Genomic DNA, 16,249 nt, shown 5'->3' with positions numbered 1-16,249 from the left:
GTGACCGTCGTGACGACCGTTCCGGCGGCGGTTTCAACCGTGACCGCCGCGATGACCGTTCCGGTGGCGGCCGTTCCTTCGACCGTCGCGACGACCGCTCCGGTGGCGGCTTCAACCGTGACCGCGGCGACCGTCCGAGCCGCCCGTTCAACCGCGACGACCGCTCCGGTGGCCGTCCCTCCTCCGGCGGCTACCGCTCCGGTGGCGGCGACCGTCCGTTCAACCGCGACGACCGTTCCGGTGGCCGTCCGTCCTCCGGCGGCTTCCGCTCCGGCAACAGCGACCGCCCCTACGGCCGTCGTGACGACCACCGTGGCTCGGGCGCCGGCACCGGCTCCTTCGGCCGCCGTGACGACAAGCCGCGCTGGAAGCGCAACGGCTGACCCGCGACCGGCGCACCGCCGCCGGTGAGCTGATCCGTCACAGGGCCCGTACCGCACGCAAGTGCCGTACGGGCCCTGTGCGTTGGGGGTGCGGGCGGCCGGGCGGCGGACGGTACGCCGGGCCGTGCCGGGGCGGCCGGGATTCCGCTGATGGCTAATGCTTTCGGGCTGCGGCGCGGGCTCGGGCTATGCTGCTCGGTGCGGGCCATTAGCTCAATTGGCAGAGCAGTGGACTTTTAATCCATTGGTTCAGGGTTCGAGCCCCTGATGGCCCACCGCATGCGGCGCGGATCGGCGCCGCTGACCTGCGAGGCAGCGCCTCGGCCGGGATTCACCGGCCGGGGCGTTTCGTTCTTCCGGCCCCTTGCGTGCGCGATGCGTGAGCGGACGGCCCGGTAGGCTTCGCGTCAGACACCGGGCGGGCGCGGGGAATGAGCCGCGCGGCGGCCTCGGCTGCGGCCTGATCGACCTCGGGCAGGAGGCTGGTGTAGGTGTCCGAGGTGAGCGTGATCGTGGAGTGCCGGAGCGTCTCCTTGATCGTGTGGAGGTCGCCGCCTCCTCCGTGGGTGAGGGTCGCAGCGACATGGCGTAGATCGCGAAGGGTGATCGGCGGCAGGTCGGTCGTCGCCAGGATGCGGCGGAAGGTCTCCGAGACGGTCTCCGGGTGCAGCCACGAGCCGTCCTCCTGCGTGAAGACCTTCCCGGTGTCCCGCCAGGCCGGCCCCCATGCCTTCCGCTCGCCCTCCTGCTGTTCTCGGTGCGCCCGCAGGACGGCCACGTTCAGGCTGTCGAGGGCGATCGTGCTCGCGCTGCCGTCGGTCTTGGGGGCGGACTCGTACGGATCCCAGCCGTCGACCACGATCTCCTTGGCCGGGGTGATCAGGCCGGCGTCCAGGTCGACCTCCGTCCAGTCCTGGCCGACCGCCTCCCCGCGTCGCAGACCTCGGCTGCCGATGAGATGGAAGAGCGCGTACAGCCGGTCGCCCTCGGCGGCGTCCAGGAAGGTGCCGAACTGGGCCGGCGTCCACACCATGACGGCGGAGGGCTTCTGACCGGACGCCAGCCACCGCTCGACCCGCTGGTCGGTCCAGAGCAAGGGCTTGGGCCGCTTCCCGGACTCCAACTCGACGTGGGCAGCCGGGTTGAAGGTGATCAGCTGCTGGGCGATGGCGCCGTTCAGCGAGGCCCTGAGCGTGCGGCGGACGCTCTGCCGGGTCGCGGGCCCCGCCGTCTTCCGGAACGGCTTCATCCTGGCCAGTACGGCCCTCTCCTTGGCCAGCCGCTCCCGCTCGGCCGCCGGAGGGCGTCCGGCCCGGCGCGGCTTGCAGCGGGCGATCTGATCGAGCCGTGCCGCGTTCTCCGCCGCGATCACCTCGTTCTCGTCGGCGATGGCGTCGAACATCTCGACCAGATGCCCGACGTTGAGACGGTCGAGGCGTATGTGGCCTATGCGCGGCTTGAGATGGACGCGGATATGGGAGGCGTAGCCGTTGGCCGTCGTCTTCCGGACCTTCTTGGCCGCGAACCAGTCATCCAGCCACTCGCCCACGGTGACGCGGCTGGTGAGGTCAAGCCCGTGGTTGAGACGGCGTCGGATGGCCTCGATGTCCGGCAGCGGTGCCTTCTCGTCGGCCACCTTCTCCAGCAGTTCGGCGAGGCGCGCCAGGTCTTCCGGCGCGTCGGTGTCGGCCAGACCGAGCAGGGACCGGATGTGGTCGAGGTCGGCCTGGGCGGCCTTGAGGGTGTCGTAGCCGGCGCGGCTGAAGGAGCGTCGAGTGCCGTCGGCGCGGGGCGGGAGCTCCTGGCGTATCGAGTACGAGCCGTGCTTGCGGCTGGTGAGCTTGGGGCAGTTCTTGCCGAGCGGCTTGCCGGTTTTGGGGTCGCGGCAGTAGCAGCGGCGGTGGGTGGATCCCTTCAAACGCTGTTCTCCTCGGTGGTGTTGGTGTTGGTGTTGGTGTTGGTGTTGGTGTCGGTGCTGGGCGGGTCGATGTCGGCCAGCGTGGGCAGCAGGTCAGGGGGCGTGCTGCCCATCCGTCGGATGGAGGCGCGGGTGTTGCGGAGCCGGTTCGTCACAGTGGCCACTTGCTCGGCGTAGTCGGCCTCGGCCCGCAGGGCTTCCTCGCGTTCGGTGGAGTTGGCCGCCATCTTCGCCTTCCACCGCTCCCGATCCTGGTTGCTCTTGGCAGCCCGGATTATGTGCTCCAAGATCGAGTGCCTGCGGAAGCAGTGGAGCATGTACTCCTCCCGGCCGGTCACGTCGTTCTCGGCGGTGAACCACGTCATTACGTCCGCGGGGTGTTCGTAGTGCTGGTAGGGAAGCCGCTGCACCCGTTGGACGTGTCCGACCGGGTAGATGAGACAGATCGGATGCGTGTCCAACGCCTCGGCCAGGACCATGACGTCGACCAGCGGCAGCGTGGCGCGGCGGCCGGACTCCATGTTGGCGATGACGTTGCGGGGAATCGGGTGCCCGAGTTCGGCGCAGGCGTCCGACAGTTCTTGGGCACTGATACGTAGCCTCTTTCGTCGTCGTCGGACCTCGGCGGCAACGGTTGCCATCACGTGGTCGGTCCACTCGGGGACGTCGTCCTCGTCGTCGTATCCATCTTCGAAATCGCTTTGTGTCATGAAGACACATTAGCTTCGCGATCCTGGATGTAGTGGGCCTGGAGCCGGACGCGGTCGTCGCGTTCGCCGAGGGCTCAGACATGGATGGAGCGTGTATGCACGAGGACGAACTCGCTGGTCGGGCGAAGGGCATGAGCCGGGAGGAGCTGATGGCCCTCCCCGCTGCCGTTGATCTGGAGACGGGAAACCGGGCACTCGGGTTGGGGCGCAGCAAGGGCTACGAGCTGGCCAAGCGCGGCCAGTACCCGTGCAGGGTCCTGCGGTTGGGCAAGGCGTACCGGGTGGTGACGGCGGATCTGCTGGATCTGTTGGGCCTGGCGGCATGAGGTGCCGGAGCCAGCGGAAACGTGTCTGCGCTGAGCGGACAAAGAAACGCTGGACTGTGCCGGGGTGTGGTCGTACTGTCCCTGTTCCCGCGCCCCGGCTGAAGCGCCGTGAGATGCGTGTGGGCCTCCAGCGGTGCAACGCCGGAGGCCCGAGCAACACCCCTATGTGGCCTCTTGAGAACCAACCCGGCGGCGGAACGGCTGACAGCCCTGAGCCGCCAGATGAGGAGCTGCCCTGTGCAACCTACGACACCCGACGCTCATTCCCGGACGGGGAAGGCGATATGGCCTTCCGTGGCCGTCCCCGGGAGCCCGGGTGCCCACCTGTCCGACACCCAAGGCGCCGAGGAGGGGCTTCCGTCGGGCCCCGTTGAGGGGCGGATATCGCCCCCTCCGGCAGCAGCGGCCGGTCAGCCGCCCATCGGTCCGCTGACGGAGGGGCAGCAGGCCCTGGCGGATCTGCGGGCGCAGATCGAGCGGTACGTGGTGATGCCGAGCCAGGAGGCGCTGACCGCCGCGACCTTGTGGGTGGCTGCTACCCACCTGCAGCGCGCGTGGCAGCACGCACCACGCCTGGCGGTGGTGGGCCCGGCCAAGCGGTGCGGCAAATCTCGGCTGCTGGACGTGATCACCGAGACGGTGCACCACCACCTGATCACGGTCAACGCCAGCCCTGCGGCGATCTTCCGCTCGGTCACCGACGAGGACCCGCCGACCCTTCTGGTCGACGAGGCCGACACTCTCTTCGGCAGCGTCAAGGCGGCGGAGAAAAACGAGGAGTTGCGAGGTCTGCTCAACGCAGGCCATCAGCGCAACCGGCCCACCCTGCGGGTCAGCGGGCCGGACCACAAGCCGCAGGCGTTCCCCACCTTCGCCATGGCGGCGCTCGCCGGCATCGGCGATCTCCCGGACACGATCATGGACCGGTCCGTGGTCATCCGCATGCGCCGCCGCGCGGCGGGCGAGCAGGTGGCGGCCTTCCGCACCGGTCGCGACACACCTGCGCTGCACGAGGTACGAGCCCGCCTCGCCGCGTGGCTCACGCCGCTGTACGCGCAGGCGATGGACATGGAGCCCGCCATGCCGGTCGAGGACCGCGCGGCAGACACCTGGGAGCCCCTGGTGATCATCGCCGACCTCGCCGGGGGCGAGTGGCCGACGCTGGCCCGCACCGCCTGCCGCGCCATGACCGACTACGAGGCCGGCCAGGACGACGAAGGCGGCCTGCGCACCCGCATCCTCGTCGACATCCGCCGGGCCTTCGCCGCCGTCGGCGACCCGGCCGTGCTGAGGACGAGCAGCCTGCTCGAATACCTCAACGGCGACAAGGAGGCGCCGTGGGCCGAACACGGCGCGGGCGGCCTGACCCCACGCGGCCTGCAGCTCCTCCTCAAGGACTACGGCATCGGCTCGGCCAACCGCCGCTTCCCCGACGGCACCCAGGCCAAGGGCTTCGCCCGCAACCAGTTCCTCGACGCCTGGGCCCGCTACTGCCCTGAGGCGACGCCTCAGGCCCACCCCACCCAGCCGGTGGCGGAGCCTCTCCCCGCCCCCGCAGCCTGACCCGACTCGACTCGTCACACTCGTCCCCGCGCAGGTCAGCGCGGGGACGAGTGCCCGGCCCGCAACGAGTCGACCCGACATCACCACTTCTCCCGTACCTGCTCTGACCAGGCATGCAACGAGTGGTACGAGTCATCGCCCCCGGCGGCGGCTGCCCCGCACTCCGACGAACAGCCGCCGCCCGCACCTCCCGGAGCGCCACCGCTTGACCTGCCCCACCGCCCCTGTACCTGCCATCCCGGGCACCACCGCGATCCGCACGGGCATCGCCCTGCTCGCCGCGGTCGCCTTCGCCCTCTCCTACGACGCCCTACGGCAGATGGCCGTCGCCATCCACATCCGCGGGCTCCTCACCTTCGCCTTCCCGCTCGTGATCGACGGGTTCATCGCCATCGGCGTCGGCGCCCTGCTCATGCTGCGCAACGCCCCGCTGCGCTCCCGCGTGTACGTGTGGGCGCTCGTCGGCCTGGCCACCGTCACCAGCATCTGGGCCAACGCCCTCCACGCCGTCCGCCTCAACCAGCAGGGCCTCCCCGGCGACGGGCTCCGGCTCGACGACCTCACCGCCGGCGCCCTGTCCGCCATCGCGCCACTCGCTCTGGCCGGCGCCGTCCACCTCTACATCGTCATCCGACGCCACCCCACTCCTCACCCCCAGGGGACCGACGCCACCGAACGCCACAACCCCGCCGACCACAGCCACAACGACACCGACGGCCCCGAGACCGCTACCCGCGCCGCCGAAACCCACGGCGCACAGGAACCATCCGTTCCTGACGTGGCGGACGGTCCCGTCGACGTGGCTTCCGAACCCACCGATGTGGCCGTAGCCCCGCAGCCCAGCACCGAGCCACAAAGCCACGAGCCCCTCGACATCCCCGCCGAACTCCTCGCCATCGCCCGCACCGCGCCTCTGGGACGCGGAGGGCGAGCCTCACGCCGCCACATCGAGAACGCGATCCGTGGCAGCGACCACACCATCGGCAGGAAGGAGGCGGACAGGATCAAGGACGTCCTTCAAGCCGAACTCGACGAGGCAGTCGGCCAGCAGCAGGCAGCCCCCGACCAAGCCGGCGTCGGCACCGCCTGATCCCTGCGATCACGCCTGCGTCCCACCTCCCCCCCCGGCTCGCCCCGTGGCCCCCGCACAGAACCACGCGTGGGCCACGGGTGCCACGCATCGCGAGCGCCCAACATCAACACTTCACGAAAGAGCCGTACATGCCCGACCCGCAACACGAACTTCCCACCTGTCAGCAGGAGACAGCCACCACCGTCAACTGCGCAGCCAGTAGTACCCCGAGTCCGACTCAAGGCCGGACTTCGGGGATCTCCGCCCCGGGGGTGGCGGAGAAGGCCCAGCGCCAGGGGGCGCCGGGCCAGGAGGTCGAAGCCGAGGGCGGCCCCGACCCGGACAAGCTCCACGCCGTCCGGAGCGAGATTCTTCGCCCCGTACCCACCGCCGAACCTGCCGCCAACGAGCCTGCTGTGCAGAGCGTCCAGCCCGCGATTCGCCGCTTCACCGGCAACAAACGCAACGACCGCGTCGGCCCCTTGCGCTTCACTGAGGCCGAGCGGGCCCGCCTCCAGGAAGTCGCTTCCGAGCACGGCTACAAGGGCGAATCCGGCTTCGCCGCCGACATCGTCCTCGCCTTCCTCACCGGCCGGTTCACCGCCAACCTGCCCCTGTCCGAGGACCGCCGCCGCACGCACATGTTCCGCGCCCAGGTCCTGCGTGAGCTCAACCGCATCGGCGTCAACGTCAACCAGATCGCCCGCGCCCTCAACAGTGACTTCACCCCACCCGACATACGCGCCTGTCTCGACAAGCTCCACGACCTGCTCGCCCTGCTCGCGGAGGCCCTGCGCGAGCCCGCCAACCCAAGGGAGGTCTGACCGAGGTGATCGCCGCCATCAAGCCGGCCGGGTCCAACACCCGCGGCCTGCTCGCCTACCTCTACGGCCGCGGAACCCACGATGAGCACTTCGACCCGCACATCGTGGCCGGTTTCGCGATGCTCGGCATGCCCGATCCCGGTCGCGACGAGAGCGCGACCCTCACCGAACTCGGCCGCTACCTCGATGAGCCGGTCCGTCTGCGCAACAGCGAGTTCGGCAAGCCCGTCGCCGACCATGTCTGGCACTGCCCCGTCCGCGCCGCGCCCGAGGACCGCTACCTCTCCGACGCCGAGTGGGGCGAGATCGCCCAGCGCATCGTCCAGGCCGCCGGTATCGACCCCGCCGGCGACGACCTGGCCTGCCGCTGGATCGCCGTCCGCCACGCCGACGACCACATCCACATCCTCGCCACCACCGTCCGCGAGGACGGCCGCCGTCCCAAGCTTCACGGCAGCGGCGTCCGCGTCGGCGATGAGTGCCGCGAGATCGAGAGGGACTACGGCCTGCGGCAGTTGAAGAAGGGCGACCGCACCGGCGCACGCCGCCCCACCCAGGCCGAGATGCACAAGGCCGAACGCCTGGGCTGGGAACAGACCAGCCCCGAATGGCTCCAGGACCGTATCCGCGCCGCCATCCCCCACGCCAAGAGCGCCGAGGAACTCCTCGCCTACCTCGAAGCCGATGGCGTCCTGGTCAAAGCCCGACGCGGTCCGTCAGGAGACCTCCTCGGTTACGCCGTCGGCCGCCCAGGCGACGCGAACAAGGACGGCAAGCAGATCTTCCACGCCGGCGGGAAAATCGCCCCCGACCTGTCCTTGCCCAAACTCCAAGCCCGCCTCGAATCCAGCGAGCCGGAAGAGCACCCCGCCGCCCGCCGCAACCAGCCCAGCACCCCCTGGCACAAGGCCACCGACGCCCTCGACGCCGTCCACACCGACCTGGCGGACGACGCACGTGCCCAGGCGCACATCACCGCCGTTGGCGAACTGATCGAAGCAACTGCCCAGAAGACACCCACTGCCCTGCGTCCTGAACTCCTGGCCGCCGCCAAGGCGTTCGCACGTGCTCAGCGTTCCCGGGTACGTGCAGACGACCGAGCCGCCCATGCCCTGCGGTCAGCGGCCCGCGACATCGTCAACACTGCCACCGGTCCCGACGGCAGCGCCCTCGCCGCCCTGGTCGCGGCACTCGTCTGGGCCGCGACCATCGCCGGACGGTGGCACGAGGCCAAGGGCCATGCTCACCAGGCCGACGCCGCGCGCGAAGCCCTCCAGCACCTTCAGACCGCCGCCGACCACGCCCTGGCCCCGACACTCGTAGACCTCGCGCAACGCCAGCCGGAGGAGGATGCCAGCCGCACCCTGGCCAGCGACGTACGAGCCGCCATCCCCGAGCATGCCGAACGGATCCTCACCGATACCAGCTGGCCGGCCCTCGCCACTGTCCTCACCGACGCCGAATCCCGCGGCCACCAACCCCACCAACTGCTCACGGAGGCCGCCGCCCAGCGCGAACTGACCACTGCCCGCCGGCCCGCCCGAGTCCTGATCACCCGCATCCAGCACACCGGCCGCAATCCCATCCCCAACCGCCGCGCCGAAGCCGCCCGCCGACGCTCGGCCCTCACCGCCTCGTTCCCTCCCACTGGGCCCGACTTCGCCCGTCCAGCGGCGGTAACCACGACGCCGGCCGGGCAGCAGCATCGCCAGCGCCGCTAGCTGCCCAGCGCGTCTCCCACCTGGCGGCCTGTCCTTCGCCCTCGGAGGTCTGGCGCCCGTCGAGCCATGGGCGGTAGCCGACCAGGCAGCTCAGGCCATCGGCGAATCGGCCCCCTACCGGCATCCATCTGGTAGGGGGCCACAGTCTTGTCCCCGACCCACCAGCCGGACAGTGCTGCAGCGTGGCTTAAATGCGCTCCCACCAGGTCGATTGTCAGTGCTGTATGGCACCGTCACCACTTGCGAGCCGACAGCGTTGTCAGCGGCTCGCGTTGGGTTACGAGAACAAGGCACAGGAGGGAGGCAAGGCATGGCTGGCGACGGCTTTGACGTAGATACCGACCACCTCAAGTCCGCCGCTCCGACTTTCCACCGGGAGTCCGCTGCTCTCGAACGGGCGACGGCCAAGCTCCGGCACGCACTCGACGGGTTGGGGGAGCCGTGGGGCGGTGACGAGCAGGGCAAGAAGTTCGAGCACGCCTATGCCCCGCACCGGGCGCAGATCGACAAGGCAGCTGCGGCCTTGGCCAAGGGCCTGTCCAGCATTACCAAGGCCATGAACGACATGGCAGCCAACCATGATGAAGCGGACCGGTCGGCTGAGTCCGGCTTTGAGGGCGGTAAGTGATGGGTGCTGCCGACAAGGCCAAGGAAATCGTCCAGGACCTTACCGGCATGTGGTGGCCGGAGGGCGACGAGGACGAGTTACGCGAAGCCGCGCGGGCCTGGCGTACGTACGCGGACGAGGTCGAGGACTGCACGGCGGCCTGCCACAAGAAGGCCCAGGATGTGATCGACAACAACAAGGGCAAGTCGATCGAGGCGTTCGGCGCGTTCTGGCGCAAGTATCACGGCGGCGACAAGGGCTACTTGGACGATGTCGCCTCTGCGGCACGGGACATGGCCAAGGCGCTGGACAAGTTTGCCGACCAGATCGCCGAGGCGAAGAAGAAGATCGAACACGAGCTGGAGATCGCGGGCGCGGTCCTCGTCGCCGGCACGGCCCTGGCCCTCTTCACCGGCGGCCTCAGCGAGGTCGCAGCGGCCGGTGCCACCGAGGCGATCGTTGCCGCGGCGACCTCGGCGGGCGTCGCGGTCTCCGCCACCGTCGCCGAGATCGCCGGCACGGCCCTGGCCACCGCCGCCATCGGCGGCGTCGAAGCCATCACCGTGGACGTGGTCGTCGCCCAGGGTGGCAGGAACCTCCTCGGCGACCAGCACGGGATCAGCCTTCGGGAAGCCAGCGCCGCCGGCACGACTGGCGTGCTCTTGGGTGGTGCCTTGGGGGCCGGGGCCCGCACGGCATCTGGTGTCGCCAAGGGGGCGGGCGCAGAATCTGCCCTCGGCGCGACCAGGCTCGAACTTGAGGGGATCAACTCCCTGCACGTGCCAAGGGCTGGCTCGCTCAAAATGAGCCGCCACTACGATGCCCGAGTTGCCCCTGACTCCACTGTTCCCGCGCCGCCCAAAACCGAAGGCGATGCTCACCTTGCCGCCGGCGACCCTGTGTACTACCACCCCGGCTCGACGGGAATCGGCTACGACTCGGCAACCCTGAAGAACCTTGACTGGGTGAAGCCGAAGGACGGTTTCCACGACGTCGTCATCCATGGCAATGATCGCGGATTCTTCGAGCCGGGCCGCGTCAACGCGCACGGCAACGGGTTCTCCGGAGGAAACACGCATCCGGCACAGATCGCGGAGGCTATCCGGAACAACCCCAGTTACGACGGCGGCCCGGTCAGGCTCGTATCCTGCCATTCGGGAACGGCTGGTGAGGGTGTGAGCGTCACACCGGCAGCGCAACAGGTAGCAAACGAACTGGGCGTCCCTGTCATGGCACCCACCAACAAGGTGGGCGTGATGAGGGGCGCCGGTGCCGGCCAGGAGCCGATCATCTTCGGCGGCGGTTACTGGCGTACCTTCCTTCCCATAGCCCAGTGAGCACAGACACCAAGGACCCTCGATGAAGATTCTCGGTCATTACGAAGAGCTGTGGCTGGAGCACGCTGGCATTCCCGACGGGAAACTCCAGGACTTCACGCGCGAGACAGGCGTACCGGACGAGGACCAGATCGTGCAGTATCTCCGTGACGGTGAAGAGCTGTTCTCGGCGATGGGTACCGTCGGCGACATCCTGGGGTCGGATGAACGCATCCTGAGCGGAGACTCCGTCCTCACCGATGGCGAATGGGTCTGGCGCGGGGACCTGTGGTTCTACTTGAGCCGTTACCACGTGTGCCTGCCGGACGAGTTCCTCACCCGAGTCCGCGAGCATCGGTACGCCCTGCCCGCGCTGGATGAAGCCCGCCTGCTTTCCCTGTCTGATGAGTTGCACGAGATTCTCTGAAACTGGCGACGAAATCGACAGCAGTACCGCCATGCCTCCGCTCCGGCACCATGGCCGAAGCGGAGGCGTCTTTCATCTCGCGCGCCTGGGCCGCTCGGGACCTATGAATGTGTGCCCGTGTCGGCGGCAGCGGATACGGCCGAGGGCCCGGGGAAGTCCTCGCGTAGCGCATCCATGATCAGCTCGTCAGCGTGCTCGCCGAGCCAGAAGCCCGACTGCCGGAGCCGTCCGGCCGGGCGGAACCCGGCCTTCTCGTATGCGGTGATGCCGGCCCGGTTCGGTTCCAGGACCTTGAGCCACACCATGCGCAGCGAGCCGAGGTGGAATGCCCAGTCGAGGGTCAGGCGTGTGGCCTCGGCTGCGTAGCCCTTTCCGCGGGCCTCGGGGGCGATCAGCATGATGTATTCCGCGGTGCGAACGGCCTGGTCGACGTAGAGCACGGTCATGCCGATGGGCTGTTCGTCTTCGAGGCGGATGACGTCGAAGGCGGGACGCTGGCCGTTGCTGGCCTGTCCGTCCCAACCCGCGGCGCGGGCCTCCCAGCTCTGCGGCACCTGGGTGCCGTAGCCGAGGATCGTCCGGGGGCGTTCTCCCATCGGTGGTACGTCGGCAGCATGTCCTGGCGTGGCCGGCCGAGGGCGAGCCGGTCGCCGGGGAGAACGATGTGGGGGGCACTCACGGGTGGGACTTTGCCGAACGCGCCGGCCACAACACCGTCACCCTGCTGGCCAAGGCCGCTGCGCAACGCGAACTGGGCAGCGCCGACTCCATCAGCGACGTCCTGGTCTGGCGACTGCACCACCTCGGCTACGTCACCCCACCCGTGTCCGTGCCCCGGGTCCAGCCTCCGCACAGCAGTCCCGTCGCCGGACCTGTTGCCGCCGTCCGCCAGGGGGTGCCCCGGCAACAGCGCCGCTGATCACGCCGGGACGAGTAGCCCCAGGACACCGTCGGTCCGGGGGGTGTGCCCGCCCAAGGCAGGCACACCCCCCGGAAGAGCCGACGGCCTATGCGAACAGAAGCGTGGGCTGGGCCAGGATGTCCCGGCTCAGTTCGCTCTTGTAGATCAGGTCGACGCTGCCGAACCGGGCCTCGGCGTAGTCCAGTCCGAGCGCGGCGACGGCGCCTCGGACGGCGGCCTCCGAAGTCCCTTCGACCTCAAGGAAGGTGGGCAGGTCCGGCCAGGTGTCGAAGTCGTAGGTGACGCCGTCGAGCTGCCACTCCTCGCGGTAGTTCTGCTGGAAGCGCACCTGCCGCAGTCCGAGGGCGCCGAGGAGTTCGGCGGTCTTGTTGAGGTCGCTGACCTCGATTTCGATCTCGGTGGTGCCGTTGATGTGGCTCGCGTCGGTGACCTGCTTGAGGGTGAGCGTGGTCTTGCCGCCCTCGTCGCGGAGCCGCAGCCACTGCTCGCCCTGGACGGCGTCGTTCTCGAAGATCAGCCGGGTGAACATCGTCTTGGGGAAGACCTGCTCCGCACCGGCGCCGCGCAGGTGGTCGCGCAGGGCATCCGCGTCGATCTCCAGGAACTTCGCTTCGTACTCGTGGTCCGCCATTTTTCTGTTCTCCTCCAACGGTGGTTATTACGCGGTCAGTTCGTGGAAGTCCTGCTCACGCATCTTTCGGATCTCGCTGGACACGCCGCCGGTCACGAACTCTTCCACAGGCAGGCAGAGGTCCATGCGCTGAATACATATGCCGACGTGGAAGGTGCCGTGCCGGTCGCGGTAGAGCCGCACTCCGTAGTAACCCTCGTGGCAGTCAACGCTGTTGTTGAACCGGCAGCCCACGCAGGTCTCGGGGAGCCGCAGTGGACGGATGTGCTTGACGATGAGAGGGCGGCCGTTGGGGAGCTGGTAGGCGACCCGGAAGCCGGAGGTGCCGGCGATCAGCCGGACCTCTGTCGGCCGCGCACGGAGTCCGTCCAACAACAGGTCGATGGCGTCGAGGGAGTCGTCTCCGTCGGCCAGTGACGACAGGACGCGGACGGACAACTGCGGCGAGTACTTCTCCAGCAGGTGGTGGACGCGCCGAACGTGGTATTCATTCGGAATGACGACGTTCGCCCGTGTCCCGAGACCGAGTTCGAGGGAAAGCCGGATCGACTCCTCCAGGGACTCGATCTTGCGCGCGGCCAGGGACCGTGCCCGGTACCGGAGGTTCTGCACCTGGGCCAGCTCCTCCGGTGTGGTGCCGAAGACCGAGAAGTTGACGTGATCGAGTCCGGCGGCGGCGCATTCGGGCAGGATCCTGCGCCCGTTCTCGCCGTTCGAGGTGACGCTCGCCGTGTAGCCGGCTTCCCGGGCGAGGGCGACGATCTGCGGTAATCGGGGGTGGAGCGTCGGCTCCCCGCCGGTGAGGTGGACCTCGTCGAAGCCCAGGGCGTCCCTGAGCTGGACCAGGGCCGAGCGGAACGCCGGATCAGGGAAGACAGGGGCCGAGGCGAAGCGCGCCCCGTTCGTGGCGAGGTAGATCGAGACGCGTCCGGAGCGGCCCGCGGCGCCGAACTCGCCGACGTGGTCAGCATGGTTGTCGGCGCTGACAGGCGTTCCTTCGTTGTGGCAGAAGGTGCAGGTCATGCCGCAAGCGTCGATCACCTTGACGCGGAGGGTCCGGTCCATCTCGACGCGGACGGGGACGGTGCTGCTGAGGCCGCGTAAGGCGCGGTGCTGGAACATCTGGCGTTGCTCCTCCGGAGGTCTACGTGGGGGGCCGACGGGCCTGCGGTCCACTGACGATCAGGTGCGGACGGCGATCTGGTCGGGTGCCGCGTACGGGGCGCGGGGAGCTTCCACTGCGTGGTGTCCCAGCTCGTTCTGGGTGATCTGAATCAGCAGAATCACCGTCGCGCCGGCCCCGAGGGCCCACAGCCAGCCCAGGGCAGTCGCGACGGGGTCGCTTCGGCGGGCGGAGGCACGGGCATACGCGCGTTGCGCGATCACGGCCAGGGAATTCACAAATAAGCCTTTCTCGTGAGGACTCGTGAGGATTCGCCGCACAGGAGGCGGCCTTCTTTCAGGTAGGTGCGCGTCGTTCGAGGGCCGGTGGTTGAAAGCGCGAGGCGGTTGGCTAGGCGCCGGCACCGCGTGGAACAGCAATAGGCGCGTGTGCCCTGCGCTCCCTGGGTGAGGCGCATGCATGCGCCCGGGGCGGCCCGCTGGCAGGCGCGGCTTCGAACCAGACCACTTTTCCGTCAGGGCCCGGGGTCACTCCCCAGGCAGTGGCGAGGGCCGCGACCAGCTGAAGGCCCCTGCCCGCCTCCGCCCCCGACCCGGCAACCGTGAGGTGCGGCAACTCCGGACCGGTGTCGCTCACCTCGACCCGCACCCCGCCGCCGGCGGCCGTACGCACGCACACCGCGCATGCCGCGACGGCATGGGTCACGGCGTTGGCGACGACCTCACTGGTCAGCAGCCGTATGTCCGCCAGCTCGTCATCCGTGAAGCCGAGACACCAGCCGCGTACGAGTTCCACAACCCGCCGTCGCGCTTCTCCGACCGACTCGCCGGTCGGCACCACCCGAAAGCCGTATGCAGTCGTTCCCAGGAGTCGTCGGGGCACAGGGGATCGCACCTCGTTCCGTCGCTCGCCGTGCCCGGGAGGTCCGGGCGAGGTACGACCATCCACCCGTGTGCCCTCAACCCATAAGGTTTCAAGGGGGTTTCAACGCCACGCAGCGGCAGCGCGGAAGTCGGAGCGCAGCGCTAAGTTGAAGCGGCAGTCAGGCTACGACGGGAGCCCCTGATGACCGGCCGTCCACAGGAAACAGTGCGGCATCCACTCGCGCACGCACGAGCCGAAGCAGGCTTGGGGAAAACCAAGTTCGCCGAAATGGTCCGCTCCCAGGGCAGAGCCCTGGGCTGCAACCTGGGGACCACCCGCTCGACCGTCTTCAAATGGGAACGCGGCGATCACGCACCGGACGACATCACCCAAGCCGTGATCGCGAGGGTGCTCCAGATCCCCGACTCGGCACGCACATCCGCTCCTTGGCCGTGCTGGCTCCCCGCCTGGAGCGGGTACGACTTTGCCGCCCCTTGGACGCAGGGGGCTACGCTGAAATCCCTGACCTCACTTGCTGGGAGTGGACCAATGGACCGGAGGGCATTTCTCGGAATCGGCGGTGTGGCGCTCGTGGGCATCGGCACCCAATGGGCAGCAGCCGACCCGGCCATCGCCGCCGCCGCGACCGGCGACCGGGTCACCCCCGCCACCGTGGACCGCATGCGCGACAGGGTCGAATCTCTGCGGGGCATGGAGCAGGAATCGGGCGGCGGCGACTTCCTGGAATCCGCGCGCACGGACCTGCGGCTGATCACGAACATGCTGGAAAACAGCCGCTACTCGGAAGAGACCGCCCAGCGTCTCTACGTCCTGGCCGCCGAGGTCTGCTGCCTGCTGGGCTGGATGAGCTACGACGCCAGCCTCCACAGCGCCGCACAGCAGCACTACACCGCCGCCCTCCGCTCAGCCAAGATCGCAGGCGACGACACCCTCGGCGCCCACACCCTGTGCTTCATGGCGACCCAGGCGGCCAGCCAGCGTGAACAGCGCGCCGCCGTCGGCCTGATGGACACCGCCGAAGCCGTCCGCAACCGCGTACCCGCCGTGATGCAGGCATCCCTCGCCGCCCACCAGACGACCGTCTACAGTAAGGCCGACGACAAGCGGAAGGCCGCCGCAGCCCTCAACCGTGCCTTCGACGCACTCGGCCGCGACGACCACTCCGACACCCCCGCCTACCTCGAATGGTTCGGCGAGGCCCAACTCCGCTCCACCGAAGGCCGCTTCCTGCTCGCCACCGGACAGGCCGAAAAGGCCACCGCCGCACTGGAACGCTCCGTCACCGAAGCCGCACCCCGCGACCGCGCCGTCCGCTACGGCACCCTCGCACTGGCCCACCAACAGACCGGCGACCTCGACGGCGCACTTGAAGCCACCCACAAGGCCGCCGACCTCATCGACCAGGGCATCCACTCCCGCCGCGGCGTGGAACGCCTCGAAGAGGTCCGGCGGGCGTTCCGGCCGCACCAGCGGGAAGCGAAGGTCAGGGAAGCATCCGAGCGGATCGCGGTTCTTGCTGCGTAGTACGCGGTCAGTTACTGGTGTCAAGGTGCTTGGAGAAAACGCAGGTTGGAGGCGTCATGGACGAGATCTTGGAAGCTTGGGCGGCGCGGCAGGCGGCGCGAGCGCCGGATATTCCTTCAGAGGGACTGCGCGACCTGGCCGACGCCGTGGGCATCGACTTGCCGGAGTGACAGCAGCGTTGAGAGGCCCCGCCCAGGCTGGCGAGGCCTCTCTGCGTGTGGTCACAGCACTAGCTCTCCGATGATTGGCAGATGCCAGGTCGACTCTGCATCAGGGGCTGCCTTGGCCATCTGGATC

At 69.0% G+C, this 16,249-nt stretch carries 17 protein-coding genes, 1 tRNA gene and 1 pseudogene; 12 read left to right on the top strand and 7 right to left on the bottom strand.

Annotated features, from left to right (window positions below):
- Nucleotides 1-383, top strand: a pseudogene (locus tag ACIBK8_RS21550) (RNA helicase); the annotation flags it as partial.
- Nucleotides 384-585: 202 nt separating this feature from the next.
- Nucleotides 586-658: transfer RNA gene (locus tag ACIBK8_RS21545), tRNA-Lys, on the top strand.
- Nucleotides 659-714: 56 nt separating this feature from the next.
- On the opposite strand, the gene xerC is transcribed toward ACIBK8_RS21545, so the two are convergent.
- Both xerC and ACIBK8_RS21535 read right to left on the bottom strand, forming a co-directional pair.
- Nucleotides 715-2,301 (bottom strand): tyrosine recombinase XerC, encoded by a 1,587-nt coding sequence (gene xerC / locus ACIBK8_RS21540; RefSeq protein ID WP_399043420.1) that lies wholly within the window; start codon nucleotides 2,299-2,301, stop codon nucleotides 715-717.
- The gene (locus ACIBK8_RS21535; RefSeq protein ID WP_399043419.1) at nucleotides 2,298-3,011 is read right to left on the bottom strand and encodes a transcriptional regulator; all 714 of its coding nucleotides are present in this window, start codon (nucleotides 3,009-3,011) and stop codon (nucleotides 2,298-2,300) included. Before ACIBK8_RS21535 ends, xerC begins: the two co-directional genes overlap by 4 nt.
- A 95-nt stretch (nucleotides 3,012-3,106) precedes the next feature.
- On the opposite strand from ACIBK8_RS21535, the gene ACIBK8_RS21530 reads away from it, so the two are divergent.
- From ACIBK8_RS21530 to ACIBK8_RS21495, 8 genes are all read left to right on the top strand, one after another.
- Nucleotides 3,107-3,337, top strand: a complete 231-nt coding sequence (locus tag ACIBK8_RS21530; RefSeq protein WP_399043418.1) for a hypothetical protein — start codon at nucleotides 3,107-3,109, stop codon at nucleotides 3,335-3,337.
- Between the two features lie 489 nt (nucleotides 3,338-3,826).
- Nucleotides 3,827-4,900: a DUF3631 domain-containing protein gene (locus ACIBK8_RS21525; protein WP_399043549.1), complete on the top strand. Its 1,074-nt coding sequence runs from the start codon at nucleotides 3,827-3,829 to the stop codon at nucleotides 4,898-4,900.
- A 205-nt stretch (nucleotides 4,901-5,105) separates the two neighbouring features.
- Nucleotides 5,106-5,990 carry a DUF2637 domain-containing protein gene (locus ACIBK8_RS21520; protein ID WP_399043417.1) on the top strand — a complete coding sequence of 295 codons (885 nt, stop codon included), beginning with the start codon at nucleotides 5,106-5,108 and terminating at the stop codon, nucleotides 5,988-5,990.
- A gap of 254 nt (nucleotides 5,991-6,244) precedes the next feature.
- Entirely contained in the window at nucleotides 6,245-6,796 is a 552-nt protein-coding gene (locus ACIBK8_RS21515; protein ID WP_399043416.1) for a MobC family plasmid mobilization relaxosome protein, read from the top strand.
- A 5-nt stretch (nucleotides 6,797-6,801) separates the two neighbouring features.
- Nucleotides 6,802-8,517, top strand: a complete 1,716-nt coding sequence (locus tag ACIBK8_RS21510; RefSeq protein ID WP_399043415.1) for a relaxase/mobilization nuclease domain-containing protein — start codon at nucleotides 6,802-6,804, stop codon at nucleotides 8,515-8,517.
- 310 nt (nucleotides 8,518-8,827) lie between these two features.
- Entirely contained in the window at nucleotides 8,828-9,145 is a 318-nt protein-coding gene (locus ACIBK8_RS21505) for a WXG100 family type VII secretion target (RefSeq protein WP_399043414.1), read from the top strand.
- Nucleotides 9,145-10,461: a hypothetical protein gene (locus tag ACIBK8_RS21500; RefSeq protein ID WP_399043413.1), complete on the top strand. Its 1,317-nt coding sequence runs from the start codon at nucleotides 9,145-9,147 to the stop codon at nucleotides 10,459-10,461. Before ACIBK8_RS21505 ends, ACIBK8_RS21500 begins: the two co-directional genes overlap by 1 nt.
- Nucleotides 10,462-10,483: 22 nt before the next feature.
- Entirely contained in the window at nucleotides 10,484-10,867 is a 384-nt protein-coding gene (locus ACIBK8_RS21495; RefSeq protein WP_399043412.1) for a hypothetical protein, read from the top strand.
- Nucleotides 10,868-10,968: 101 nt separating this feature from the next.
- Here the strand turns inward: ACIBK8_RS21495 and ACIBK8_RS21490 are convergent, their stop codons facing one another.
- Nucleotides 10,969-11,463, bottom strand: coding sequence for a GNAT family N-acetyltransferase (locus tag ACIBK8_RS21490; RefSeq protein ID WP_399043411.1), 495 nt, complete (start codon nucleotides 11,461-11,463; stop codon nucleotides 10,969-10,971).
- A 68-nt stretch (nucleotides 11,464-11,531) separates the two neighbouring features.
- Here ACIBK8_RS21490 and ACIBK8_RS21485 point away from each other — a divergent pair, with 68 nt between their 5' ends.
- Nucleotides 11,532-11,786: a hypothetical protein gene (locus ACIBK8_RS21485; protein WP_399043410.1), complete on the top strand. Its 255-nt coding sequence runs from the start codon at nucleotides 11,532-11,534 to the stop codon at nucleotides 11,784-11,786.
- Nucleotides 11,787-11,874: 88 nt separating this feature from the next.
- On the opposite strand, the gene ACIBK8_RS21480 is transcribed toward ACIBK8_RS21485, so the two are convergent.
- The 4 genes from ACIBK8_RS21480 to ACIBK8_RS21465 form a co-directional block, all read right to left on the bottom strand.
- Nucleotides 11,875-12,420: a class IV adenylate cyclase gene (locus tag ACIBK8_RS21480; RefSeq protein WP_399043409.1), complete on the bottom strand. Its 546-nt coding sequence runs from the start codon at nucleotides 12,418-12,420 to the stop codon at nucleotides 11,875-11,877.
- A 27-nt stretch (nucleotides 12,421-12,447) separates the two neighbouring features.
- Nucleotides 12,448-13,542, bottom strand: coding sequence for a radical SAM protein (locus ACIBK8_RS21475; protein WP_399043408.1), 1,095 nt, complete (start codon nucleotides 13,540-13,542; stop codon nucleotides 12,448-12,450).
- Nucleotides 13,543-13,602: 60 nt separating this feature from the next.
- Nucleotides 13,603-13,821, bottom strand: coding sequence for a hypothetical protein (locus ACIBK8_RS21470; RefSeq protein ID WP_399043407.1), 219 nt, complete (start codon nucleotides 13,819-13,821; stop codon nucleotides 13,603-13,605).
- Nucleotides 13,822-13,933: 112 nt separating this feature from the next.
- Nucleotides 13,934-14,380, bottom strand: coding sequence for an ATP-binding protein (locus ACIBK8_RS21465; protein ID WP_399043548.1), 447 nt, complete (start codon nucleotides 14,378-14,380; stop codon nucleotides 13,934-13,936).
- A 576-nt stretch (nucleotides 14,381-14,956) separates the two neighbouring features.
- On the opposite strand from ACIBK8_RS21465, the gene ACIBK8_RS21460 reads away from it, so the two are divergent.
- Entirely contained in the window at nucleotides 14,957-15,952 is a 996-nt protein-coding gene (locus ACIBK8_RS21460; RefSeq protein ID WP_399043406.1) for a transcriptional regulator, read from the top strand.
- Nucleotides 15,953-16,249: the final 297 nt, after the last annotated feature.

Origin of the sequence: Streptomyces sp. NPDC050161 (assembly GCF_044460025.1) — a bacterium.
GTDB lineage: Bacteria > Actinomycetota > Actinomycetes > Streptomycetales > Streptomycetaceae > Streptomyces.
This window is presented reverse-complemented; position numbering and strand designations above follow the sequence as displayed.